The organism is Pseudoalteromonas carrageenovora IAM 12662, assembly GCF_900239935.1.
In the GTDB taxonomy this organism is placed as follows: domain Bacteria; phylum Pseudomonadota; class Gammaproteobacteria; order Enterobacterales; family Alteromonadaceae; genus Pseudoalteromonas; species Pseudoalteromonas carrageenovora.
Genome location: NZ_LT965928.1, coordinates 314162 through 338329, shown reverse-complemented (window position 1 = coordinate 338329; position 24168 = coordinate 314162). Strand labels below are relative to the sequence as shown.

General features: G+C 39.7%; 20 protein-coding genes. 7 read left to right on the top strand and 13 right to left on the bottom strand.

All coding sequences use genetic code 11. From position 1 onward, the window contains the following. Positions 1-81 precede the first annotated feature (81 nt). On the top strand, positions 82-615 hold the full coding sequence (gene yjgA, locus ALFOR1_RS01645) for a ribosome biogenesis factor YjgA (protein WP_058547636.1): 534 nt from the start codon (positions 82-84) through the stop codon (positions 613-615). A 109-nt stretch (positions 616-724) separates the two neighbouring features. Then, on the top strand, positions 725-2098 hold the full coding sequence (gene hemN / locus ALFOR1_RS01640) for an oxygen-independent coproporphyrinogen III oxidase (RefSeq protein WP_104641844.1): 1374 nt from the start codon (positions 725-727) through the stop codon (positions 2096-2098). Positions 2099-2173: 75 nt separating this feature from the next. Here the strand turns inward: hemN and ALFOR1_RS01635 are convergent, their stop codons facing one another. The 3 genes from ALFOR1_RS01635 to ALFOR1_RS01625 form a co-directional block, all read right to left on the bottom strand. Beyond that, positions 2174-2689, bottom strand: coding sequence for a DUF2489 domain-containing protein (locus tag ALFOR1_RS01635; protein ID WP_104641843.1), 516 nt, complete (start codon positions 2687-2689; stop codon positions 2174-2176). A 12-nt stretch (positions 2690-2701) separates the two neighbouring features. Beyond that, entirely contained in the window at positions 2702-3292 is a 591-nt protein-coding gene (yihI, locus tag ALFOR1_RS01630; RefSeq protein ID WP_104641842.1) for a Der GTPase-activating protein YihI, read from the bottom strand. 751 nt (positions 3293-4043) lie between these two features. Continuing rightward, the gene (locus ALFOR1_RS01625; protein ID WP_058547640.1) at positions 4044-4676 is read right to left on the bottom strand and encodes a c-type cytochrome; all 633 of its coding nucleotides are present in this window, start codon (positions 4674-4676) and stop codon (positions 4044-4046) included. Between the two features lie 283 nt (positions 4677-4959). Between ALFOR1_RS01625 and yihA the strand changes: the two genes are divergently transcribed. Beyond that, entirely contained in the window at positions 4960-5625 is a 666-nt protein-coding gene (yihA, locus tag ALFOR1_RS01620) for a ribosome biogenesis GTP-binding protein YihA/YsxC (RefSeq protein ID WP_058547641.1), read from the top strand. Positions 5626-5628: 3 nt separating this feature from the next. Here yihA and ALFOR1_RS01615 read toward each other — a convergent pair whose 3' ends face one another. The 3 genes from ALFOR1_RS01615 to polA all read right to left on the bottom strand — a co-directional run bounded on the left by ALFOR1_RS01615 (position 5629) and on the right by polA (position 9959). Further along, the gene (locus ALFOR1_RS01615) at positions 5629-6147 is read right to left on the bottom strand and encodes a DUF1285 domain-containing protein (RefSeq protein WP_104641841.1); all 519 of its coding nucleotides are present in this window, start codon (positions 6145-6147) and stop codon (positions 5629-5631) included. Next, positions 6144-6731 (bottom strand): YceI family protein, encoded by a 588-nt coding sequence (locus ALFOR1_RS01610; RefSeq protein WP_104641840.1) that lies wholly within the window; start codon positions 6729-6731, stop codon positions 6144-6146. Before ALFOR1_RS01610 ends, ALFOR1_RS01615 begins: the two co-directional genes overlap by 4 nt. Positions 6732-7223: 492 nt before the next feature. After that, the gene (gene polA, locus ALFOR1_RS01605; RefSeq protein WP_104641839.1) at positions 7224-9959 is read right to left on the bottom strand and encodes a DNA polymerase I; all 2736 of its coding nucleotides are present in this window, start codon (positions 9957-9959) and stop codon (positions 7224-7226) included. A 524-nt stretch (positions 9960-10483) separates the two neighbouring features. Between polA and elbB the strand changes: the two genes are divergently transcribed. From elbB to ALFOR1_RS01590, 3 genes are all read left to right on the top strand, one after another. Next, the gene (gene elbB / locus ALFOR1_RS01600; RefSeq protein WP_104641838.1) at positions 10484-11131 is read left to right on the top strand and encodes an isoprenoid biosynthesis glyoxalase ElbB; all 648 of its coding nucleotides are present in this window, start codon (positions 10484-10486) and stop codon (positions 11129-11131) included. A gap of 223 nt (positions 11132-11354) precedes the next feature. After that, on the top strand, positions 11355-11750 hold the full coding sequence (locus ALFOR1_RS01595) for a c-type cytochrome (protein WP_058547646.1): 396 nt from the start codon (positions 11355-11357) through the stop codon (positions 11748-11750). Positions 11751-11912: 162 nt separating this feature from the next. Then, positions 11913-14480, top strand: a complete 2568-nt coding sequence (locus ALFOR1_RS01590; RefSeq protein WP_104641837.1) for a sensor domain-containing diguanylate cyclase — start codon at positions 11913-11915, stop codon at positions 14478-14480. 1 nt (position 14481) lies between these two features. On the opposite strand, the gene rep is transcribed toward ALFOR1_RS01590, so the two are convergent. Beyond that, positions 14482-16500, bottom strand: a complete 2019-nt coding sequence (rep, locus tag ALFOR1_RS01585; protein ID WP_104641836.1) for a DNA helicase Rep — start codon at positions 16498-16500, stop codon at positions 14482-14484. A gap of 161 nt (positions 16501-16661) precedes the next feature. Here rep and ubiK point away from each other — a divergent pair, with 161 nt between their 5' ends. Next, complete coding sequence (gene ubiK, locus ALFOR1_RS01580; protein ID WP_058547649.1) at positions 16662-16925, top strand: ubiquinone biosynthesis accessory factor UbiK; 264 nt, start codon at positions 16662-16664, stop codon at positions 16923-16925. Between the two features lie 46 nt (positions 16926-16971). Here ubiK and ALFOR1_RS01575 read toward each other — a convergent pair whose 3' ends face one another. From ALFOR1_RS01575 to ilvD, 6 genes are all read right to left on the bottom strand, one after another. Beyond that, positions 16972-17622 (bottom strand): Rossmann-fold NAD(P)-binding domain-containing protein, encoded by a 651-nt coding sequence (locus ALFOR1_RS01575; RefSeq protein WP_058547650.1) that lies wholly within the window; start codon positions 17620-17622, stop codon positions 16972-16974. A gap of 8 nt (positions 17623-17630) precedes the next feature. Further along, entirely contained in the window at positions 17631-18290 is a 660-nt protein-coding gene (gene can / locus ALFOR1_RS01570; protein WP_058547651.1) for a carbonate dehydratase, read from the bottom strand. 31 nt (positions 18291-18321) lie between these two features. Then, positions 18322-19497, bottom strand: coding sequence for a methyltransferase (locus tag ALFOR1_RS01565; RefSeq protein WP_058547652.1), 1176 nt, complete (start codon positions 19495-19497; stop codon positions 18322-18324). A 57-nt stretch (positions 19498-19554) separates the two neighbouring features. Further along, the gene (locus ALFOR1_RS01560) at positions 19555-20538 is read right to left on the bottom strand and encodes an ABC transporter substrate-binding protein (protein WP_058547677.1); all 984 of its coding nucleotides are present in this window, start codon (positions 20536-20538) and stop codon (positions 19555-19557) included. Positions 20539-20682: 144 nt separating this feature from the next. Further along, the gene (ilvA, locus tag ALFOR1_RS01555) at positions 20683-22236 is read right to left on the bottom strand and encodes a threonine ammonia-lyase, biosynthetic (RefSeq protein WP_104641835.1); all 1554 of its coding nucleotides are present in this window, start codon (positions 22234-22236) and stop codon (positions 20683-20685) included. A gap of 2 nt (positions 22237-22238) precedes the next feature. Next, on the bottom strand, positions 22239-24095 hold the full coding sequence (ilvD, locus tag ALFOR1_RS01550) for a dihydroxy-acid dehydratase (RefSeq protein WP_104641834.1): 1857 nt from the start codon (positions 24093-24095) through the stop codon (positions 22239-22241). Between the last annotated feature and the right edge of the window lie 73 nt (positions 24096-24168).

The window sequence follows — 24168 nt, the reverse complement described above, 5'->3', positions numbered from 1 at the left end:
TCACTGCACCACATCAGCTAATATTAATCACTAAAAGAATCGCGTATAATGGCAAAAGTTATTTTTATTTAAGAGCACCCCATGGCAAAGAAAAAAGGCAAGCCTGCTGAAATTGAAGAAGAAATTATATACGTATCAAGAACGGAGCTTAAGCGCGAAGCGCAAGAGTTTCATCAGTTAGGTTCTGAAATTGCCAAAATGGGTAAAAAACAGCGTGAGCGCCTACCATTAAATGACGATTTAAAAGAGGCCATGGTTGTTGCTGATAAAATTAGTAATAAAAGTGATGCTTACCGTCGTCACTTAAACTACATTGCTAAGACGCTTCGTACTGTAGAAAACATCGAAGAAATTAAAGCGATAATTGATGTAATGCTAAATAAAAATAACCAAGCTGAAGTATTGGTTAAAAAAATTGAGCAGCTTCGCGCAGACTTAATTGAGCAAGGTGATGATCTAATAAATGAAACTATTGAGCAGTTTCCTGAGTTGGACCGCCAGCAATTACGCCAGTTAGTTCGTAATGCGACCAAAGAAGCTAAAGCTGAAAAACCAGGTAAAGGCTACAAAGAGTTATTTCAGTATCTTAAAGATGCCCATACAGTGACTTACTAGCGTTAAAAAATTAAAAAGGTGCTGCGGCACCTTTTTTTGTTGTAGATCAAAACCTCTTCTTACAAAACTTTTTATAATTTGCACCTTATTAATATACAAGGTGCGCGTGATGATAGAACTTCCAAAATGGGATGATTCCCTAATAAACAAATATAATGTCTCTGGTCCTCGCTACACCTCTTACCCTACGGCACTTTCTCTTAGTGAAGGTTACAACCAGCAAGACTTGCTAAGCGCCGTTGAGTCATCATCTAGTCGTTCACTATCTTTGTATATACATATTCCGTTTTGTAGCCAACTTTGTTATTACTGCGGCTGTAATAAAATTATTACTCGTCATCAATCAAAAGCAGATGTGTATCTAGATTACCTTGCAAAAGAGATTAAAGCCCAAGCTCCCCTATTTAAACACTACACCGTAGAGCAATTGCATTTAGGTGGTGGAACTCCTACTTTTTTAAATACCAAGCAAATGACTCGCTTAGTGACTTTATTAGAGCAGCATTTTGATTTTACTCATACAACTGAGCGTGGAATAGAGATAGACCCACGCTCGCTTAGCGACAACATGCTCGTTGATTTGCGCGTGTTAGGCTTTAACCGCGTATCGTTTGGTATTCAAGATTTTAATGATGAGGTACAACTTGCTGTAAATCGCCCACAACAAGCCAGTAAAGTTAAGCAGCTAATTACTCAAGCGCGCGAGCTTGGTTTTAAATCAATTAATGCAGATATGATTTATGGGCTTCCACTACAAACACCTCAAAGCTTTAAGCATACTATTGAGCAATTAATTGCGTTAAACCCTGACCGTGTATCGGTATTTAATTACGCTCATTTGCCGGAGCGCTTCGCTGCACAGCGTAAAATTAAAGATGCAGATTTGCCTAGCGCGCATGACAAACTGACTATGTTCAAAAACACTCTTGAACAAATGACTCAAGCAGGATATCAATTTATTGGCATGGATCATTTTGCTCGCCCCGAAAACGAGCTAGCAACTGCACAAAACGAAGCTAAGCTACACCGTAACTTTCAGGGTTACACCACACATGGTAACTGTGATTTACTGGGCTTAGGTGTATCGTCTATTTCACAAATTGGCAGTGCTATTTTGCAAAATCAAAAAGAGCTAAAGCAATATTATCATGCAACCGAAACACAAAACGGCTGTGCGATTAATAAAGGGCTGCATTTAAATACTGATGACATAATACGTGCTGATGCTATTAAACAGCTTATTTGCCAGTTTGAGCTTAATACAGAAGAGTTTGCCAATAAGCATGGTATTGAATTTAATAGTTACTTTGCAGATGCTCTGACTGCACTTATACCGCTAATAGATGATGCCATGGTAACAATCAATAACAATACGATTAAAGTAACGCCGCGCGGCAATTTATTTATACGTATAATTTGCATGTGCTTCGATACTCACTTACAAAAACAAATTAACGCAACGCGATTTTCCAGAGTGATTTAGCCTGAACTTTAGGTAATAAATACATCGGCACAAAAAAAGCAGACCTAGGTCTGCTTTTTATATTATCAATAGCACTTAATTAAACACGACTTTATCGCTGCCAGGAGCCGCTTTAAACTCTACAATAATTTTTGCGCAATCAGCTTTTATAGCGTCATTAAGCTTTTCTTCTGCGCGCCAACGAGCTGTGTCTTGTTTAAAAATCTCTTTTTTAGAGTATTTTTTACGAGCATCATGCGTTGGCATTTCTTTAACTACTTCGTACATTTCAAAAATGCCTGGGTACTCAACAGTTAAATCACGCTCATCTTCAAACGCGTATTGAGACATAAGTACCCAAATACGCAAACACCCTTCAGAAAACTCACACTGCTCTTCGTTCATTGCACGAGCAATTAAATGAATGCTGTCGGCCAATTTAGCATTACGCTCTAAACGCGACTTTTTAAGCTTTTTTTGCTGCTCAGCTTGAGTTTTTGCAATTAGCTTTTTTTGTGCACTTAACTTATAAAGCAACTGACCCGCATAAAATGCTAAGCCAGCAATAATCGCAGCACCTACAAATAAGGCTATGATCAACGCTGTACTCATTATTTGCCCTTACTATTTGTCGTCTTCGTCTAGCCATTCATTGGCTAAATCGTCAGATAAGTATTGATCGAAGTCAGAGTTGCCTTCACTTGCAAAGTCATCTTCGAAATCATCTTCAAACTCGTCTTCATCTTCAATACCAAGGATTTTACATAAAGCCTGATGGCGAGCAATACGGCTATTAAAGTACTTAGCATCTTTACCTGTTAGCATTTCACCTTTTTCATGGCGCTCGACTAATTTAAGTAAGCGCTCATCATTCTCAAGTGCTTCAAGCTCTTGTTCTGGCGTTATCTCAGGCTCAGTAACCTTTTTAAGTTCAACCGTAGGTTTTAAGTTACGTTTCATTTCAACTTTAGGTTCAGGTGCTGTAGCAATTAATGGCACTGCTTTTTTACTGCCTACACGCTTATCTTTGGGCGTATAACCACCTTTTTGGCTATCATCATCTAATAGCTCTGGAGCGTTACGAGAACCTGGCTTAGCACCTTTGGTTTTTTTAACTCGCTGCTCTTTTAATGCGCGCATTTCTTTAAGCTTGTCTTGGCTTAAACGAACGGGTCCATTTGATGGGCTTTTGCGTGACTTTTTAGTTCTACTCATATCTTGATCATCTCACTTAAGAGGTTTTGAGCGAGGCGCAACTTAATGGGCATCGCAGTGCTGGCCTAGCCAGAAGAATTCAGTTTACGCTATAGAGGTTGGGTTACTCTTTCAAAAGCGCCTTAGCTAATTAATCGCTAATTTTAAACGGTGGGTATTGTAACAGGACAAATAAAAAGGCGGTAGAGAAAACATCTCTACCGCCTGCTAATCTGAGCGCCATTATCTGGACACTTCTCCCTTCGACTTTTTTTAGTCTTTATTATTTTTATTATTATCAGTCCGTTTTGTTATTATTAATACCTTCCCTGTAACATTCCCTTTTGTTTTTATTATTAAACTTCCATGAGTTTTTTATTATTCTCGGTCATCCTGACACTTTTTTATTATTTCCTTTAGTAGCAACATCTTGTGCTATGTAGTCGTGTCGCGCCATTTTCCTTTAGCATAATCCATTTTGTTATTGTTGTTTTGCGACAGTGGTTAATTTACTCGTTAATAATTTTGTTACAACTGGTTTATATAACTTTTATTATAATTATTACATTAACATGTACAACAACCCTTAAAATTCAGAAGGTTAAGTTAAAGTGATAATTTAAAAGAAGACTTTTCTTACAGATGGATATGGACAATGTCTCACATCAGAGGTGGGTAATATCGGTAAATTAAAAAACAAAAAAAAGCAGCCTAAGCTGCTTTTTCAACACATTACAGTGTATTTACTAGTGACGGCTAAATAAATACGACTTTAGTGTAAACCACCTAAGTACTGAGAAAGCACTTCGATGTCTTTATCTGTTAATTTCTTAGCTATATCGCCCATCATGCCGTTTAGGTCATTACTACGAGTGCCATCGCGGAATTTTTCAAGTTGAGCCTTGATGTATTCTGGATGTTGAAAAGAAATTTTAGGAAACTTAGCTAACGATGAACCATTACCACGAGGGCCATGACATGCTGCACATGATGGAATTCCACGTTCCGCGTCGCCCGCTTTGAAAAGCATTTTACCAACTTCAACCACATCTTTAGGTGTTGAACCTTCAGACATATTCAGTGAAGAGAAATAAGCAGCTAAATCTTTCATGTCTTGCTCGCTAAGTGGCATAGCCATAGCGCTCATAACCGGATCCATACGACCTTCTTTACCGCCAGAAGTCATACCTAATTTTAAATCCTGAAGTTGCTTAAGGATATAATCTGGATGTTGACCTGCAAGCTTAGGGTAGATATTAACCGGCGCATTACCATCTGGGCCGTGACAAGCCGCACACGTTGCTGATTTTTCTTTACCTGCGTTTACATCGCCATCGAATGCTGTTGCGTTGCTTGCTGACAACGCACCAAGCAATATTGTTAAAGATAGTGCTATTTTTTTCATGGTGAATTCTCTGTTTCCGACCCTGTATCATCTACAATATAGATAGTTGTAATACATGTATTCTACACGATAAAAAATTCTCTGGCACGTTTTCTACTCATATTAAGCTTATAAATTATAGGGTTTTGACCTAGATTAAGCTTTAAGTGTCTTTTAATGTGCCATTTGTGCTGCTTTAAGGTGTTTAAATACGCTTTTTAATACATCCTTTATAGTATAAAATACGCGCCCTGAGTGAATTTAGTTTACTCAACATGACCATTTTTAAGTTTTAGGAGAGCCTGTGCTCAAATCTCGTATCAAATATAATACTGCGTCTTTCGTAACAAGCGCTCCAGACATTACTAAATTACCTGCTGATACGGGAATTGAAGTCGCGTTTGCTGGTCGCTCTAATGCTGGTAAGTCAAGTGCCCTTAATGCGCTTACAGACCAAAAGCTAGCACGTACCAGTAAAACACCAGGGCGTACTCAGCTAATCAATACTTTTGAACTTGCTGATGTTGATGACATGCGCTTAATCGATTTACCTGGGTATGGTTTTGCGAAAGTACCAATTGAAATGAAAAAGAAATGGCAAAAGTCGTTAGGTGAATACCTACAAAAACGCCAAAGCTTAAAAGGTATCGTGGTATTAATGGATATTCGCCATCCATTAAAAGACTTAGATAAAGATTTAATTAACTGGGCTATAGGTAGCGAAATACCAGTACTTGCCCTTTTAACAAAAGCAGACAAGCTTAAGCAAGGTGCGCGTAAGGCACAGGTACTACAAGTGCGTCGTGAGTTAAGTCAGCTTGACGGTGACATTACTGTACATGCGTTTTCATCGCTTAAAGGCACAGGCTTGCCTGAAGTCGCTAAAAAGCTAGATGAATGGTACTTAGGTCCCGTTGTAGCAATCCCACCACAAGATAAGCAAAGTGAAGAAACTGACTCTAACGCTTAATTGCTAAGAAAGATAAAACTTTTCTCCTGCTGATTTTACATAATAGCCGCGCTCATCTACTGCGGCTATTTCAGCCCACTGGTAAAATACATTTCTACTTATACGTGCACAGCAACCATACGGCAGCTGTAAATAAGGCACTGTTATACCTTTATAGTTTTGTATAGTTAATGGCTGCTTAGCACTTATGAGCCATTGCCTCGCTATATTATCTATACAACACAAAACGTTTCCTTGTGCTGTATTTTCAAAACGCCAATCCACAATTATAAATGGCGCATCTTGCACTTCTATCGCTATTTTTTCGACTGGGGTTTTTAAGTAAAACTGCGTGCCTTCTTTACATAAAACACTGGCGAATAGCTTCACCATAGCAATGCGAGTTATCTCACTGCCATCGTAAAACCATTGCCCTTGCTCATCAATAACAATTGGCAGCTCACCACAATGAGTTGGCTGCCAGCTGTTAAACGGTTTGCTTGGCTCGCTTAATTGCTTACTAAGCTGTGCAAGAGAGATCACTGTTTTTTAAGTGTTAGTGCAAATGTAACTGGTACAGCTGTCGCTATTGACGGTAAACCCGCTAATTTTTGTAGCTGCTTAACACCTTCAGTTACGCCAAAATCATCGCTATTAATAATAATCGGGGTGAAAGATGAAACGCTTAAGTCACCGTTTTGTGAGCTAGTTACTAACACATCAATTTTGAATGGTTTTTTGTTTCCATGAAAATCTAGTTCAGCATTAATACCTTTAAGCACATGCTGGCCTGGCTTTTTGACACTACTAAGTTCTTTAGCTAAATCAGCACTTAAAACAGCATTTGGAAATTTACTCGCTTCAAATAATAGTTTAGCTAAACGCTCATTACGGATTGGGATAAGCGTTTCTGCAGAGCTTAAGTCGACATTTACGCTAAACTTACCACTATCTGTAAGCATGCCCTCGAGGTTGGTAAAGTGATGAGCCTCAGCAACTGAATCTTTTTTAATTGATACGAAGCTCAATTGGCTTTTATCATTAACAAGCTGCCAATCAGCCTGCGCAACATTAGAAATGACTAAACTTGATAAAGAAAAACCTGCAATAGCTAATGCTTTAAACATAACGCACTCCTTAGTAATAAAAATAATGGAAATAATAGAAATTAAAAATAATAGCACTTTGATGGTATCACCTGCGATGTACCCAAACCACCTCAAAGTAACGAATGGATAACGCGATAAGCAAAATTAATAAAGCTGATTTTTTAGGAGCAGAATAAAAAACGGCCCACCAAAAATATGGCAGGCCGGTATAGCAAACTGGGGAGAAGCTATCAATTTGTTGCACCCTTTCAGATGCATCATCAACAGGATGTCCTACAGGATGAGGACGGGCGGGACTTTAACAAAAGAGCGCATAAAAATACAATGATATTCCTCAAAAACAGTTCGAATTGACGAACATATAACTATTTAATACAAATAGTTGCTTAAATTAACCTACTTTTAACTAAACCTTGTTCACAGCAAAAGCCTAAAGCATTATTGCGCTAGTTTTTTACAGTCATAAAAAAAGCGCCTAGTGGCGCTTTAAAGTAAATAAATAATTAAGTATTAGTGAGCTTGTTCCCAGTTTTCACCTTCATCGGCTTCTACGATTAAAGGCACATCAAGTGTGGCTGCTTGCGACATGAGTTCACAAATTTGTTTTGTGTACGCTTGTGCACAATCCGTTTTAATCTCAAATACCAGTTCATCGTGAACTTGCATAAGTAACTTAATCGTATTTGGTGCCTGCTCGCTTACCCAGCTATGTACACTTAACATTGCTTTTTTAATAATGTCTGCCGCTGTGCCTTGCATTGGTGCATTAATTGCTGCACGTTCAGCACCTTTGCGTCGAGCGCCATTGCGCGCATTGATTTCTGGTAAATGCAGGCGACGACCAAAAATAGTTTCTACATACCCATTTTCAGCGGCTTTTTCGCGGGTTGTTTCCATGTATTCAAGTACACCAGGGAAACGCTCAAAGTATTTATCAATATAGTGCTGCGCTTCGTGACGTGGCACATCAAGCTGACGCGCTAAACCAAAGGCTGACATTCCATAAATTAAACCAAAGTTTACTGCTTTAGCTTTACGGCGCATATCTGTGGTTACATCATCAAGCTCAACACCAAATACTTCAGCAGCAGTTGCACTGTGAACATCTAAACCGTTTGCAAAGGCATTAAGTAGGCCTTTATCTTGCGATAAGTGCGCCATAATACGCAGCTCAATTTGGCTGTAATCGGCAGCTACAATTTTATAACCTTCTGCGGCTATAAAGGCTTCACGAATACGGCGTCCCTCTTCAGAGCGAATTGGTATATTTTGTAAGTTAGGATCGGTTGAGCTTAAACGCCCTGTTGCTGTAACCGCTTGATGATAAGACGTATGCACACGTTGCGTTTTCTCATTGACCATTAACGGTAATTTGTCGGTATACGTTGATTTAAGCTTAGATAATCCACGATGTTCAATAATTACTTTTGGTAATGGATAATCATGGGCAAGCTCTTGCAGTACTTCTTCAGCCGTTGAAGGCGCACCTTTAGGCGTTTTTTTAATAACTGGCAGCTCAAGCTTTTCAAATAATAGAACTTGTAATTGTTTTGGTGAGCTTAAGTTAAATGGTTCGCCCGCTATTTCATATGCTTCTTTTTCAAGTTCAAGTAAACGTTCACCTAAGCGTTGGCTGTGCACTGCAAGCATGTTGCTATCAATTGCTACACCTGTGCGTTCTATATCCGAAATAACATTTACCAAAGGCATTTCTATTTCTTCAAATACCGATTTTAGCTTTTCATCTGCCGCTAATTTAGGCCACAGCACTTCGTGTAAACGCAGAGTTATATCCGCATCTTCAGCAGCATAAGGTGCGGCTTGTTCAAGCTCAATTTGGTTAAAGGTAAGCTGCTTTTTACCTTTGCCAGCAATATCTTCAAAGCTAATATTTTTATGGCCTAGGTATTTAAGTGCTAATGAATCCATGTCATGGCGTGTGCCTACGCTATTAAATACGTACGACTCAAGCATAGTGTCAAACTTAATACCGTTAAGTTCATAACCGGCATTAGCCAGCACACTTTTATCGTACTTAAGATTTTGTCCTACTTTGGCTTTATTTGCATCAGCTAAAATTGGCCCAAGTTTTTGCATTACAAACTCAAGGCTTAATTGCTCAGGTGCTCCTGGGTAGTCGTGCGCAACAGGTAAGTAAGCTGCTTCACCCGCTTTTACTGAAAAGCTCATACCGACTAACTGCGCTTGCATATAATCAAGGCTGGTTGTTTCGGTATCAAACGCAAATAAATCAGCACTATTTAACTGCTCAATAAGCGTATCAAATTGTGATTCGGTTAAAATAGTTTCGTAATGTGCATCTTCTACTTTTGGCAGCTCATTTGCCTCAGTAGGCACATCTATATGTGTATCTGCGGTTTTAGGATCATCCAATAATTCTGCTAACCAACGACGAAATTCGCATTCACCATATAATGCAATTAACTCATCTTTATTTGGCTCTTGGAGCTTAAAGGTATCAAGATCAGATTCAACCTCAACATCACATTTTATTGTTGCAAGCTCATAACTTAAAGGCAGGTGATCAAGCGCCGTTGCTAACTTTTCACCAATTTTACCTTTAATGTCACCAGCGTTATCCATTACACCTTGAAGCGATCCGTATTTTTGAAGCCACTTAACAGCTGTTTTAGGACCGCATCCTTCAACACCCGGTATGTTATCAACCTTGTCACCCATCAATGCTAAATAATCGATAATTAGCTCAGGGCCTACACCGAATTTTTCTACTACGGTTTGTGGGTCTGAAATACTGTCGGTCATGGTATTAATAAGTGTTACATGCTCATTTACAAGCTGAGCCATATCTTTATCACCCGTTGAAACGAGTACATGACGTTTTTGCTCTGATGCTATGCGTGCAAAGGTCCCAATTACATCATCGGCTTCAACACCTTCAATGCTAATAAGCGGAAAACCCATTGCTTTAATAATGCTGTGTATTGGTGCTATTTGCGTGCGTAAGTCGTCCGGCATAGGCGGGCGGTTAGCTTTATACTCGCTATACATATCATTACGAAAGGTTTTACCTTTGGCATCAAACACCACTACCATGTGCGACGGATCATATTGTCTGATTAGGCTTTTAAGCATGTTGATCACACCGTAAATAGCCCCGGTAGCCTCGCCTTTTGAATTAGTCAAATGCGGCGGAGAATGATAAGCACGAAATAAATATGAAGAGCCATCAACTAAAATTAGTGGGTTTTCGGGGATCTGAGCCATGGTGAATTTGGATCCTAAATACAAAAAATTAAGGTAATTGTAAGCATGCCATAAGGCAGTAAATAAAACGACTGTGAATTATCATCCGTCGTGGTATATAAATTAGAGCAAGCTGTGGATAAGTATGTAGATAACAGCCACAATCTATTCTTCCGAAGCAATATAAAATGCTTAGAAAATACTTTAACTGTTTGTTTTTGTTTAAAAAAGATAATACGAGGTTCTTTTTTTATTATTTTAAACCAATGTGGAAAAAGGTTTTCTAACTGTTACATCCGCTGTTAGTCACTTTGATTATTTGTATCCATTTAAATAACCGGAGGAGTATTCTAGCATAATGGATCAAAGATCATAGCGATCCTTTATAATTTTTTTAAAGGCGAAGTGATCGCAAATGGCATAAACCGCAAAATAGCTTGCGCAGCGAATGCTTTTTATACTAAAAATTTATTTTAGCGAGAAATTTTGGGCATGTTAGACTTCATCCAATCGACTTATAAAAATGATTTAAGGAGCACAAAAGCATGAAAAAAGTAGCCGTAATTTTAGCAGGGTCTGGTGTTTTTGATGGTAGCGAAATTAATGAAGCCGTACTTAGCCTTTTGCACATAGCTAAAAATGATGCTAGTTATCAGTGCTTTGCACCAGATATAACACAGCATCACACTTTAAACCATATAACGGGTGAAGAAATGCCCGAAACTCGTAATGTACTTGTAGAATCTGCACGTATTGCCAGAGGCGATATAAAAGCGCTGAAAGAATTAGACGTACAACAATTTGATGCGCTAATTGTTCCGGGTGGTTTTGGAGCGGCAAAAAACTTATGTGACTTTGCTATTAACGGTACAAATGCCACTATCAACACTGAAGTACTTGAAGCAGGTAAAGCATTTGCAAAAGCAAAAAAACCGGCTGGTTATATGTGTATAGCTCCAGCTTTGATCCCCTTTATTTATGAAGGTGCTTCACTTACTATCGGCACTGATGAAGACACAGCAAATGCATTAACATCACTTGGCGCTAAGCATGTAAACTGTGCAGTTGATGATATTGTAATTGATCAGCCAAATAAATTAGTAACCACTCCTGCTTATATGCTTGCGCAATCGCTTGTTGAAGCCGATGCAGGGATCGCAAAGCTTGTACGCTGCGTATTGTCGTTGGACTAATTTAAAGTGACCGCTTGTAATGTAGCTAATTAACTTTGTTTATTTACTTTGCAAAGTAACGTTAATTTTTAAATTTTATTGCGTTAACGCAAAAATTAGCCAGTTTTATTAATAAAATAGTCTCTTAGCGTTTTATAAATTGCTTCAGAGAGTTATAATCGGTTTAATTTCCGTCATCTATAATCGTGATTGATCACGTTCAAATCGAAGTGAGCAAGGCAAAATGAAAAAACTAACAGCTGCAGTATTAGTAATGCTAGCAACCACCGCATACGCACAGCCATATGATAAGTCTATGACTGAAGATGCAATTAAAAAACGTCTCGCGCCGGTTGGTGCTGTATACCTTGAAGGCGACAAAGCAGCTGTTGCTGCTGAGCCAACAGGCCCACGTTCAGGTGAGCAAGTATACCAAGGTGCTTGTTTTGCATGTCATGGTACTGGTGCATTAGGTGCGCCTAAATCAGCTGATGATTGGGCTCCACGTATAGCTAAAGGTAAAGACACTTTACTTGAGCATGCACTTAATGGTTTTAATGCAATGCCTCCTAAAGGTACTTGTATGGATTGTTCTGATGACGAGATTAGCGCTGCTATCGATTTCATGACATCTAAGTAAACATATTTAGTTATGTAAAAAGGCTTACCCTAGGTAGGCCTTTTTTAATGCCTTTTTAACGCTTTTAGCCGCATTTTTACCACAATAGCTACTTGACCCGTCCCCTTAAAAGTGAAATTATAAGAGCAATAACTATACAATAAAAACAGTCGGTCAACGTCATTGGAAGATAAACCCAATGTACCGAGTAAATTAGCGCACCAAAATAAAAAGCTCAAAGCGCTATTAGAAAAGTACAAGCAATCTCACCATCTACAAAGTGCTCTGATACAATTATCAGAGCAAGCGAGTACTGTTGCCGAGCTAACCCTACTTTATCCTGCCATCCACGATATATTGCAAAAATATGTACCGAGTAAAAGCTTTTATGTCGTGCTTTCTAATTCGTATAACAACTCATTGGAACTATCTTATTTTTCAGATGAGAAAGACGGTATTGCTGTAGCGCTCAACCAATCAAATAGTTTTGATGAGGGGGCTACGGGTTATGTATTTAAGCAAGGTAAAACCGCTTATTTTACAAAAAAACAAATGCAACAAGCCGCAGAAAATGGCTTATTTAAAGCATTAGGTACACCTGCGGAGCATTGGGTAGGCGTTCCGGTTTATCAAGAAAAAAATATTATTGGCGTACTTGCCGCACAAAGCTACGATACCCAACAAGGGTATAGCTCTGGGCAAATACAGCTCTTAGAAGTTATGTCACTTTATTTAGCAACGGCAATTGAGCGTGTAAAAAAACGTGAGTTACTTGAATCAGAAGTAAAAATTCGTACCCGTGCACTTACGCAAAGTAATGATGCATTGAATATTGAAGTAGAGCAGAGAAAGCGCGCGCTACAACGACAACAAATATTATTTAAAATTTCTGAACTTGCCACACAAGCAAAAAACCTTGATGACGCTTACGTTCAAATACATCAAATAATAAAAACCATTACCTATGCCGACAATTTATATATCGCGCTATATAACAAAGAAAGCGGTTGGATAGACTTTCCCTATTACGCTGATGAGTTTAGAGATGTAGCAAAGCCTCGACGTTTTGCTAAAGGTTATAGCGAGTTAGTAATTAGCACTGAGCAAACGCAGCTCATACACCCTTGTAGAGCTAAGGAGCTATTAAAAAGCGGCGTTGTACAGCGCTCAGCCCCTGTACCTTTAGAGCAAAAAGCAACGAGTTGGCTAGGTGCTCCTCTTAAAACATCACAAGGTGTAATAGGCTTAATAGTTTGCCAAGCATATAATAATAAACATATTTTTAGCCAAGACGATTGTGAACTAATTACCTTTGTATCGCATCAAATTGCTGCTGTTTTACAAACCAAGCTTGCCAATCAAGCGATTGAAAAAAGTCACCAAGAGCTTGAGTTTAGAGTTAGCGAAAAAACAAAAGAGCTTCAGCAAGCTAATCTGCACTTACAGATGCAAATAGATGAACGTAAAAAAATTGAGCAACAACTTTATCACGATGCTCATCACGACTCGTTAACCGGCTTACCTAACCGCAGCTTATTTTTAACGCAACTAGAGAAAACACTGCAGCACTATCAGCGTTTTCCCGATCATCATTTTGCAGTTTTATTTATTGATTTAGATAAATTTAAAAATATAAACGATCAGTTAGGACACCAAGCTGGCGATCAATTTTTAATAAGCGTAGGTGATTTATTTGCGCATTGTATACGTGAACACGATTTACTAGCGCGCTTAGGTGGCGATGAGTTTGTTATTTTATTAACCCACTTAACTGAGCCACAGCAAGCTGAAGACGTTGCTAATCGTATTATTGATATAATGAAAAAACCATTTTGTAGCAAAGGTACGTGTATACAAAGTGGCGCAAGTATTGGTGTGACCTTTTCACAACCACAATATATTCACACCGATGAAATTATCCGTGATGCTGATGCCGCCATGTATTATGCTAAAAATTCAGGTCGTGACCGCTACGAGCTGTTTCATCCATTATTAACTCAATCAATTCCTACACAAGAATCGCAGACACTTCATCATCTAGACCTACTGCCAATGCATTTTAGAAGTAGCGAAATTATTACGCTCAATGAGCAATTTCAATCAGAGTCTTTATTTGAAGCCTTTGGCGAACACCCCGTCTTAGGTTGCACTAGTTTTGATATTTTGAAAAAGTTTGCAACAGATAAAGATCAGCATGTACAAGTTGAATTAGAATTGTTGCAGCAGGCCTATTCACAAGCACTCAGTGCCAATGTAGCAATGGCACTAGTGCCATGTTCAAGTAATTTACTTGAACAGTTAGAGTTTATTGTTTTTACCGATGTATTAAATAAACAACAAGGCTTAAGCCAGCTTTGCTTGTTATTTGATGAGCAAGAAATTCGCCATGCTAGTGCAACACAAATAGAAAACCTTAAAAAGCTACCTCAGTTAGGGTTTTCTATTGGGCTGAATAACTTTGCTAAAGATAGATGCGAGCTAAACTTACTAACCGATATAAATTTCGATTACTTACTGCTTAGCTCCACATTTAGTAAACGTGTTTTACAACAAGATAGCGTTGATTTACAGCTACAAGGTGTACTAGCAATTACCAAACTTAAGAATATGAAAGTAATTGCTAAAGGCCCATCTATACTTAATTTTAGAGCCCTATTAGATAAGCACGGACTAGCCTTTTTTGTAGGTAAGCAACACACGCTCACACATGCACAAGGCATATCTGCGGTGTCTCAGTCACAGCTAAGTTAAGCTACTCTGGCTTTTTAAGCATAGCCCGTAAGTTTGCAACACGAGCTTGGCCTTTTTCCATTCGTTCAGCTTGAGTGTTGGGCGCTTTTTTGTTCTCAAATGCTAAATCGTCTTGCGGTAACTCTTGTACAAACCGGCTTAGCTCCGTTTGCGATGTTTCTCCAAATTGACGACGTATTTTTGCATACGTTAGTGTCAACTCTTGCTGCGCTCGAGTAATACCTACATACGCTAGGCGGCGCTCTTCATCTACGTTATCTTCATCAATACTGACTTGGTGTGGTAAAAGCCCCTCTTCCATGCCAACTATAAACACATACGGATACTCTAAGCCTTTTGATGCATGTAGAGTAAGTAGTTGCACTGCATCTGACTCATCTTCTTCTTCGTTGCGCTCAAGCATATCGCGAAGGGTTAGCTTACTTACAACTTCAGCGAGCGTCATCGGCTCGTTATCAGCATCGCCGGTGAGCATATCGGTGATCCATCGATACAATTCAGAAACGTTCTTCATTCGCATTTCAGCCGCTTTTGCACTCGGTGATGACTCATACAGGTAAGCTTCGTAGTTTATGTTACGAACTAAATCTTTGACGGCTTCTAGTGTATCGCTGCGCACTGCATTGTCAGATAGCTCTACTACCCAGCGAGCAAATCCCGAAAGCGCATTTAAGCCACGGCCTTTAAGTCTATAGCCTAAGTCGTTATCAAAACAGGTTGCAAATAAACTTTGGTGTTTTTCGTTTGCAAGCGTTCCTAACTTTTCAAGGGTTACCGTGCCTATTTCACGACGCGGCGTATTAACAATGCGTAAAAATGCGTTATCGTCATCCTGGTTAACTAGCAAACGTAGATACGCCATAATATCTTTGATTTCTGAGCGAGAGAAAAACGACATTCCACCGCTTATTTTATAGGGAATACGGTTGCTCATTAATGATTTTTCAAAACCACGAGCCTGATGATTCCCGCGATACAAAATAGCGTAATCTTTATAGCTCGTTCGTTTCATAAACTTATGAGATATGATCTCTGCAACTACACGCTCCGACTCATGCTCTTCATCACGACAACCAATTACTTTAATGGGTTCGCCGTAACCTAACTCACTAAATAATTTCTTTTCAATATCGTGTGGGTTATTTGCAATAAGTATATTTGCCGATTTAAGAATTCGTTGTGCACTACGATAGTTTTGCTCAAGCTTTATGAGTCTAAGGCCAGGGTAGTCTTTACTTAAAAGGATTAAGTTTTGCGGCCTTGCACCACGCCATGAGTAAATAGATTGGTCATCATCACCTACCACAGTAAAACGTGCGCGCTCACCAACAAGTAGCTTAACAAGCTGATATTGGCTGGTATTGGTATCTTGATACTCATCCACCAGCAAGTACTTAAAGCGTTGCTGCCATCGCTCTCGAGAAGTCTCGTTATTGGTAAGTAATAACGTTGGGATCATGATAAGATCATCAAAATCTAATGCGTTATAGGCGCGCAGCTGAATTTGATAACGCGCATATAACTGTGCAAATAAAGACTGCTGTGCATCGCGTGCCTCACGCACTGCTTGCTCTGGTAAAATGAGTTCATTTTTCCAATTGCCTATTTGCATTTTTAATAGCTTGAGTAAGTCTTTATCGTTTTTTAATTCGTCTTCAGTTAAATCGTTTAAAAGCTGGTTAGTGTCTTGATCATCAAATAACGAAAAGCCCTCTTTAAAGCCTAACGTTTTTAACTCTTTTTTTATTATTTCAAGGCCTAAGGTATGAAACGTCGATACCCATAATCCTTTTGCCTCTTGCTTATTAAGCGTTTGTAACACGCGCTCACGCATCTCTTTAGCGGCTTTATTTGTAAACGTTACAGCTGCAATATTTCGCGCTTTGTATTCACATTGTTGTACCAAGTAAGCAATTTTATTTGTTATAACACGGGTTTTACCAGAGCCTGCGCCAGCTAAAACTAAGCATGGACCACTAATATATTTTACTGCTTCATCTTGTTTAGGATTGAGTTTCATAACGACCAAAGAGATTTAAAAGACGCGCAATTTTAACGTAACCACCACAGCAGGCAAAGCAATTGCCTTAATTAATTCGATAAAGATGATCATGTGTTAAATACATTGGGTATAAGGTAATATGAGTTATTATCATTTTAGGCAAGGCCGAAGGGACAATTATGATCAACCCAGCAAAACTTGAAGAAATTGCAAAGCAAATTACGAGCAATATGCCACAAGGTGTAAAAAACTTAGCAGACACACTTGAAGGTAAAACTAAGCAAGTTTTACAAAACAAGCTTGCTGAAATGGACTTTGTAAGCCGTGAAGAATTTGATGTGCAAAGCCAAGTGCTAATTCGTACTCGCGAAAAACTGACAGAATTAGAAGCAAAAGTTGCCCTACTTGAGCAGCAGCTAAGTGCTAAATCAGACGCTGAATAATTAAGCGTAAAAATACAAAAGGCAGCTTAGGCTGCCTTTTGTATTTTTAGCTATATTTAAATAACTCATCGAGCACGTAATACGATAACGCAGCTTGCTGCTCAATGCTCACCGTATGCATTTTTTGCGCAACTTGTTTGCCCGTAATTGGCTTATAACGCTTTAAAAAAGGCAGCATTGTAATAACCGGAAAAATATAACTCCCTATTTTTTCGGCCGCTCTAAATTGTTTACGCTCACCTAATAACAACGATGGCTGAAAAATACTGCACTTAGAAAAATTAAGCTGCTTAACTTGAACTTCAAGCGCTCCTTTCATTTTTAAGTATGCGCTACGACTGTGTGCATTAGCCCCGCTAGAAGAAACTAAACAGTAATGGGGAATATTGTTATTTGCAGCTAATTGCGCCGCTATAAATTGATAATCAAAATCGACTTTTCGCTGCTCAGCTACTGAACCCGCTTGTTTAAGCGTAGTACCTAAGCAAGAGAAAAAAACATCGCCTTTAATGAGTTCTGAATATTGAGTCAGTTTATCAAAATCAATCACATGGTTTACTAATTTAACATGCGAAATAGCTAAATCACGACGGCTTAAAGTCACTACCTTTGAGTAATGTTCACTACTTAGTAGCTTATGCAGTAGCTCATTGCCCACTAAGCCTGTAGCACCTATTAAAACCGCCGTTTTAGCCATGCGCTAAGTTACTCACAGCCCGCTTTTTTAAAAACGTGCTGTACCGCTCTTTTATAACTTTCGGTTTCTTCTGCGGCGCAAGTTACAACTGCTTCTAAGTCATGTAAGTGGCCATTTTCAAGGCCGTAAACCCAACCATGAATCGTCAAGTCTTGCCCTTTTTCCCATGCGTCTTGCACTATGTTGGTTCTACACACATTGCGCACTTGTTCTATTACATTAAGCTCAATAAGACGGCTCAAGCGCTGTGTTTCATCCATAGCATTAAGATGCTCAAGGTGTTTTTCTTTCACGTCACCTACGTGGCGAAGCCAGTTGTCAATAAAGCCAAATTTAGCATCGTTTAATACAGCTTGTACGCCACCACAACCATAGTGGCCTACCACCATAATATGTTTTACTTTTAACACTTCAACTGCGTATTGCATTACAGATAAACAGTTATGATCGGTGTGCACTACAACGTTTGCTACGTTGCGGTGTACGAATAACTCACCGGGTAATAAATCAACTATTTGGTTTGCAGGAACACGAGAATCTGAGCAACCAATCCATAGGTATTCTGGGTTTTGTTGCATTGATAAAATTTTAAAAAACTCAGGATCTGCTTCACTTGTGCGTTTAGCCCAGCGTTTGTTGTTTTCGAATAAATTTTTTAACTTTCTCATTGCATCTCTTATTAAGTCGAGGACAGGGAATTTAATTTATATTGGCAAGAATCAATATATTACGTGGTGTTAACTGCTTTTCGCAAAACGTTTTAACACTCACTTGATAACCTTGCTGTTGCAAATATAAAGCACGATCGAGTACAAGCCAAACCTCAATTGCCCTTCTGAACACATGTCGAACCAGTTCAACTCGGTCAGTGACTTTCTTTTTTGCTTGGCCAATATTTAAAAACGATTCATAATCAATACCTTGAGGTAAATTTAATGCTTTTTTCTCAGCAGCCCATGCACAAAATGATTTAAATGAATCTGAAAATATAGCCTTGTTAACCGATGGCACACTGACATATGACTGCTCGTTAGTTATCGATTTTCTAAGCGCGTCAAACCCAAGGCGCCATTCAAGTTCTGTTTTACGCACTTTATCTAATCGAGAAGGCGCAGTAACGGTTTCTTGCAGAGCTAACTTTAAGTCTCGATGAGTTAAATTAAGCTCACTTTGCTTAGCAGCGTCACTCATTGCATGATAGTTATTTGGCGTATATAAATGATAGCAACAGGGGGAGAAACTAATTTGCTTGGCTTTGGCAAAGCATGCTTTTTGCATAAATACTTGATGTAGTGCCCCACATGCATGCAGTGCAACAGCGTGGGTGTCTTCGTTAAAAAAAGACTGAGTGTCGTCACTCAGTACATCAGCTTGGCTAAAGTGCATTGCTAAACCTTGTTGCTGAGCACTTTTTTGTCCTTGTTCACATAAATTAGCTTGAAGTTCAATACTGTGCACACTACTTGCGCCATTAAAAGCAAGCATTCGACCTAAATGTCCTTTGCCTGCGCACCACTCTATAACTGGCTCAGCAGAGTTAGGTAATGCCGATACAAAGTCTTGTAGCTGCTCAAACTTACGCCCTTTAATACCCGTACTTATCCAAAATGGGTAGTCACTGCGAGAAGCATTAATTTGTGGTATTTCGCACAGTAAAGCTAGTTTACTTACGTTATTTATATGAGGGGCAAAAAACTCATACAGCCGCTCCTGATCACAATCAAGTTCAACGACTTGTTGATCAGTTAAGTTATTAAGTAAGGTTGTTAACTCTGGCCACGGGCAGCTCTCAAAATCAAACGCTGTACACTGCCAATATTGGCGAGTGCTCATTAAAAATGTATCAAGTGCAAAAAATCGCTCAGCTAACGTCATAACAGCTTAAACTAAAAAAAAGACGATTTATTATACCAGTTAAGCGCTTTTAAACGCTTACTTTTTGCTAAAAATAAGCCGTAAGTACAGCGGAATAGAAATTATACTCACCAGTATTGCAGCAATTAACATCCACGATAACTGCATAGTTTCTGGCTCTTCGTAATTATAAATAAAGTCAGCTTTTACTTCATCAAACTCATTTTGCCCAATGCCATATAAGTCGGCTATCAGGCGCCATTTTGCCATCGACATATTACCTAGGTTAGTTGTGGGCGGCATAATATACTCTCGCAGTACTTCAGCTTCATACGCTAATTGATGGAAATTTTTATGATTAGCGTATTTTAATTGCGTAATAGCAATCGCTTCATCCATGTTCATCATGGCATAACGCCACCCTTTTAAACTTGCTTGATAAAAGTTCTCAACCGTTTTGGGATGCTTTTTAAGCATGTATTGACTCGTAAATAGAATATCACCATATACGTCCATTCCGTAGCGCTGTGGGCAAACAAGCCTATGGGCTATGCCTTGCTGAGTCATGTAATAGGGCTGATTAGTGACATACACCTGTGTAGCATCAAGCTTATTTTCTACCCATGCTTGAGTTGGGTTTTCACCGTCATAAACTGCAAGGTTATCTACATCTATACCACTGCGCTTAAGCATTACCAATAGCTCAGTGCTGTCTAGGCGGCTTACTTTAGTAATACGTTTATTAACAAAGTCTCGGGGATGAAAAATATCTGAAGTGTCTTTAACCATCCAGCAATAAGGTGAAAACTGTAAAATAGCAGCCATGGCAACAAAAGGCTGACCCTTTACTTTTTGCTGTAAAATACCAGAATGCGCTACACCAAATTGCGCTTTATTTGAAGCCACCGGTGCAAAAGTGTCGGGCATAAAAGGGTTGGCCGGATTAATAGTTACGTCTAAGCCGAGTTCTTTGTAATATCCTTTTTCTTTGGCCATGTAGTAACCGGCAAATTGAAATTGATGTGTCCATTTTAACTGTAAAGTCACATGCTCTTGTGCCATAAGCTGGCTGCAAAAAAGTAACGTTACGAGTATTAATCCTTTAATAGGCAACTGGGAGTTCCAAATAATGGTAAATACTTGTAACTATATGTAAAACACAAGATAAAGCAAGCACCCTACTTAGAGCGCTTGCTTATATGAGGATTAAGCTGAGACTAAATCGTCAGCTTTGGGGTTTTGCGATTGAGATGTTAAAAACTGCGTAAAACATGGATTTTGTGTTTCATCTTGAACGCTATAACCTAAACGGTTTAAATACTCGTTGAACATATCAAATTGGCTTGGCTCAATAGCAAAGCCAGCCAGTACATTACCCATAGAGCCGCCATGATTGCGATAATGAAATAGCGTAATATTCCAATTACTACCAAGCGTATCTAAAAAGCGTGCAAGTGCACCTGGATATTCAGGAAACTCAAAACGTAATAATCGTTCATGCAATTGCTCTGGCGCTTTACCGCCAACCATATAACGTACATGCAATTTAGCGAGTTCGTTGTCTGATAAATCACAAAATGCATAATCATTTTTGGTTAGGTCTTGTTTCAACTCGTTGAGCTCTTGCTCGCCTTGGCGTAGCGCAATACCTACAAATATTTGTGCTTCACCTGGGCCTGCATAACGGTAGTTAAACTCAGTAATAGCACGGCCACCTAAAGACGCACAAAACTGTTTAAAGCTGCCTTTTTCTTCTTTGATGGTAACGGCTAATAACGCTTCGTTTTTTTCACCTAGCGCAGTGCGCTCTGCTACGTAACGAAGACGATCAAAGTTTAAATTAGCACCCGAAAGTACAGCTGCTAAATGGAGTCCTTTTAAGCCCGATTGTTGACTCCACTTTTTAAGCCCTGCCGTTGCAAGAGCCCCAGAAGGCTCTGCAATCGCACGAGTAGAGACAAAAATATCTTGCATCGCGGCGCAAATTTCATCGCTACTCACGGTGATTACTTCATCACAAAACTTTTGCGCTAAGCGAAATGTTTCACTGCCAATAATTTTTACAGCAACACCGTCTGCAAAACTACCAACACGGTCAAGCTCTACCGGCTCTCCCGCTTTAAGTGCTGCTTGTAAACATGCGCTTTCGTCAGCTTCTACGCCAATAACTTTTATATCAGGGCGTAATGACTTGATATAAACAGCCATACCAGCAAGTAAACCACCACCGCCAACAGGTATAAATACGGCATCAAGCTCGTTGAGTTGCTGCATTAACTCGCGGGCAACAGTGCCTTGCCCAACGATAACGTCTGGGTCATCAAAAGGCGGAACAAATACACCATTACGCTGCTCAGTAAGTTCAAGCGCATGTGCTTTTGCCGCATCAAAATGATGACCATGTAATACCACTTCGCCACCAAGCGCACGTACTGCGCTTACTTTTATTTCAGGCGTTGTTACTGGCATAACAATAGTGGCTTGGTGCCCAAGGTGAGATGCACTAAGTGCCACCCCCTGAGCATGGTTACCAGCCGATGCCGTAATAACAACAGACCCTTTTGGTAACTTATTTAATTTATTGTATGCACCGCGTAATTTAAACGAATACACGGGCTGTTGATCCTCACGCTTAAGCCATACATGGTTACCTAGCTTAGCACTGAGCTGAGCCATTTCGCTGACCTCAGTAACTTTTGCCAAAGGCTCCATATTTGCCTGAATAATAGCGCGAAAATAATCGAGCTCTTGAGAAACCATAATTAGCTAAGCTCCTCCAGTTTGGCTAAATCACGTACAGCGCCTTTATCAGCACTGGTTGCAAGTAGTGCATACGCTTTTAATGCCGACGACACATAACGCTCACGATCAACCGGTTTGTAGGCTAATTTACCGCGAGCTAGTTGTTTTTGCTTACGCGCTTCAAGTTCTTCATCGCTTAATGCCAAGGTGATTTCACGTGTTGCAATATCAATGATAATCTTGTCGCCATTTTCAACATACGCAATGGCACCACCGCTTGCCGCTTCTGGCGATACGTGGCCAATAGATAAGCCTGATGTACCACCTGAGAAACGACCATCGGTGATCAATGCACACTTTTCAGCTAAGCCTTTTGATTTTAAGTAGCTCGTTGGGTACAGCATTTCTTGCATACCAGGGCCGCCTTTAGGACCTTCGTAACGAATAACAACGACATCACCCGCTTTTACTTCGTCGTTTAAAATACCTTCTACTGAATCATCTTGTGATTCGTACACCACTGCAGTGCCTTCAAAATGTAGCATTTCGTCAACAACCCCAGCGCTTTTAACAATACAACCATCAACCGCTAAGTTACCTGAAAGTACAGCTAAGCCGCCATCTTGTCTGAATGCGTGCTCAACACTACGAATACAACCATGTTCTCGGTCGTTATCACCTTCATCCCAACGGCACTCTTGGCTCATTGCTTTTGTAGTACGAATACCAGCAGGGCCTGCGCGGTAAAACTTTTGTGCTGCTTCGTTTGTAGGATCTGTCGCATCCCACTTTTTAACAAGCTCACCCATTGTCATACCCGCTACGTGGTTTACCGATAAATCAACTAAACCGGCTTTACCTAGCTCACGTACAATTGCCATCATGCCACCAGCGCGGTGAACATCTTCAATGTGATATTCTGGTGTTGCTGGGGCTACTTTACATAAAAATGGTGTTTTACGAGATAGCTCATCAATGTGCGACATATCAAAGTCTACGCCGGCTTCTTGTGCCGCTGCTAATAAGTGCAATACGGTATTTGAAGAGCCACCCATAGCAATATCAACAACCATAGAGTTCATAAAGGCTGTTTTGTTAGCAATAGCACGTGGTAACACATCATGGTTATCTTTTTGGTAGTACTCACGACATAAATCAACAATGCGAGCACCCGCTTCTACATAAAGTTGCTTACGGTCTTTATGAGTTGCAAGCGTTGTACCGTTACCCGGTAGTGCAAGGCCAATAGCTTCTAATAAGCAGTTCATTGAGTTTGCAGTAAACATGCCTGAACACGACCCACAAGTAGGACATGCAGAGCGCTCTACTTGCTCTGAATCAGCATCACTTACCGACTCATCAGCGCCTTTAACCATGGCATCTACTAAATCTAATTTAATATCAATGTTAGCAAGTTTTGTTTTACCCGCTTCCATTGGTCCGCCCGATACAAAAATAACCGGTATGTTTAAGCGTAGCGCTGCAAGCATCATCCCTGGGGTAATTTTGTCACAGTTAGAAATACAGATCATCGCATCGGCGCAGTGGCCGTTAACCATGTACTCAACCGAGTCGGCAATTAAATCGCGAGAAGGTAGTGAGTAAAGCATACCGCCGTGGCCCATTGCGATACCGTCATCAATGGCGATGGTATTAAATTCTTTTGGTACGCCACCCGCTTGAGTGATTGTTTCAGCCATTAACTCACTAAGCTGATTAAGGTGTACGTGCCCTGGTACAAATTGTGTAAACGAGTTAACTACAGCAATAATTGGTTTACCAAAGTCTGTGTCGGTCATGCCTGTTGCGCGCCATAATGCACGTGCGCCTGCGCGTTTACGTCCTTCAGTTGTTGTTGCACTTCTTAATTTAGCCATAGTTACCTCTGTTTTGCCGCTCTGTAAGCGGGCATTCCTCATTCTAAAAATTGGTGAGTAACTGTTATTCAAT

Excerpts from the sequence above, each read along its gene's own strand:
- ilvA (WP_104641835.1), bottom strand. The coding sequence starts at position 22,236 with ATGGTTTCTCAAGAGCTCGATTATTTTCGCGCTATTATTCAGGCAAAT.
- ALFOR1_RS01595 (WP_058547646.1), top strand. The coding sequence starts at position 11,355 with ATGAAAAAACTAACAGCTGCAGTATTAGTAATGCTAGCAACCACCGCA.
- ALFOR1_RS01610 (WP_104641840.1), bottom strand. The coding sequence starts at position 6,731 with ATGTTTAAAGCATTAGCTATTGCAGGTTTTTCTTTATCAAGTTTAGTC.
- yjgA (WP_058547636.1), top strand. The coding sequence starts at position 82 with ATGGCAAAGAAAAAAGGCAAGCCTGCTGAAATTGAAGAAGAAATTATA.
- ALFOR1_RS01565 (WP_058547652.1), bottom strand. The coding sequence starts at position 19,497 with ATGACGTTAGCTGAGCGATTTTTTGCACTTGATACATTTTTAATGAGC.
- rep (WP_104641836.1), bottom strand. The coding sequence starts at position 16,500 with ATGAAACTCAATCCTAAACAAGATGAAGCAGTAAAATATATTAGTGGT.
- ALFOR1_RS01635 (WP_104641843.1), bottom strand. The coding sequence starts at position 2,689 with ATGAGTACAGCGTTGATCATAGCCTTATTTGTAGGTGCTGCGATTATT.
- ubiK (WP_058547649.1), top strand. The coding sequence starts at position 16,662 with ATGATCAACCCAGCAAAACTTGAAGAAATTGCAAAGCAAATTACGAGC.
- ALFOR1_RS01560 (WP_058547677.1), bottom strand. The coding sequence starts at position 20,538 with ATGGCACAAGAGCATGTGACTTTACAGTTAAAATGGACACATCAATTT.
- polA (WP_104641839.1), bottom strand. The coding sequence starts at position 9,959 with ATGGCTCAGATCCCCGAAAACCCACTAATTTTAGTTGATGGCTCTTCA.
- can (WP_058547651.1), bottom strand. The coding sequence starts at position 18,290 with ATGAGAAAGTTAAAAAATTTATTCGAAAACAACAAACGCTGGGCTAAA.
- ALFOR1_RS01625 (WP_058547640.1), bottom strand. The coding sequence starts at position 4,676 with ATGAAAAAAATAGCACTATCTTTAACAATATTGCTTGGTGCGTTGTCA.
- hemN (WP_104641844.1), top strand. The coding sequence starts at position 725 with ATGATAGAACTTCCAAAATGGGATGATTCCCTAATAAACAAATATAAT.
- elbB (WP_104641838.1), top strand. The coding sequence starts at position 10,484 with ATGAAAAAAGTAGCCGTAATTTTAGCAGGGTCTGGTGTTTTTGATGGT.
- ilvD (WP_104641834.1), bottom strand. The coding sequence starts at position 24,095 with ATGGCTAAATTAAGAAGTGCAACAACAACTGAAGGACGTAAACGCGCA.
- yihI (WP_104641842.1), bottom strand. The coding sequence starts at position 3,292 with ATGAGTAGAACTAAAAAGTCACGCAAAAGCCCATCAAATGGACCCGTT.
- ALFOR1_RS01575 (WP_058547650.1), bottom strand. The coding sequence starts at position 17,622 with ATGGCTAAAACGGCGGTTTTAATAGGTGCTACAGGCTTAGTGGGCAAT.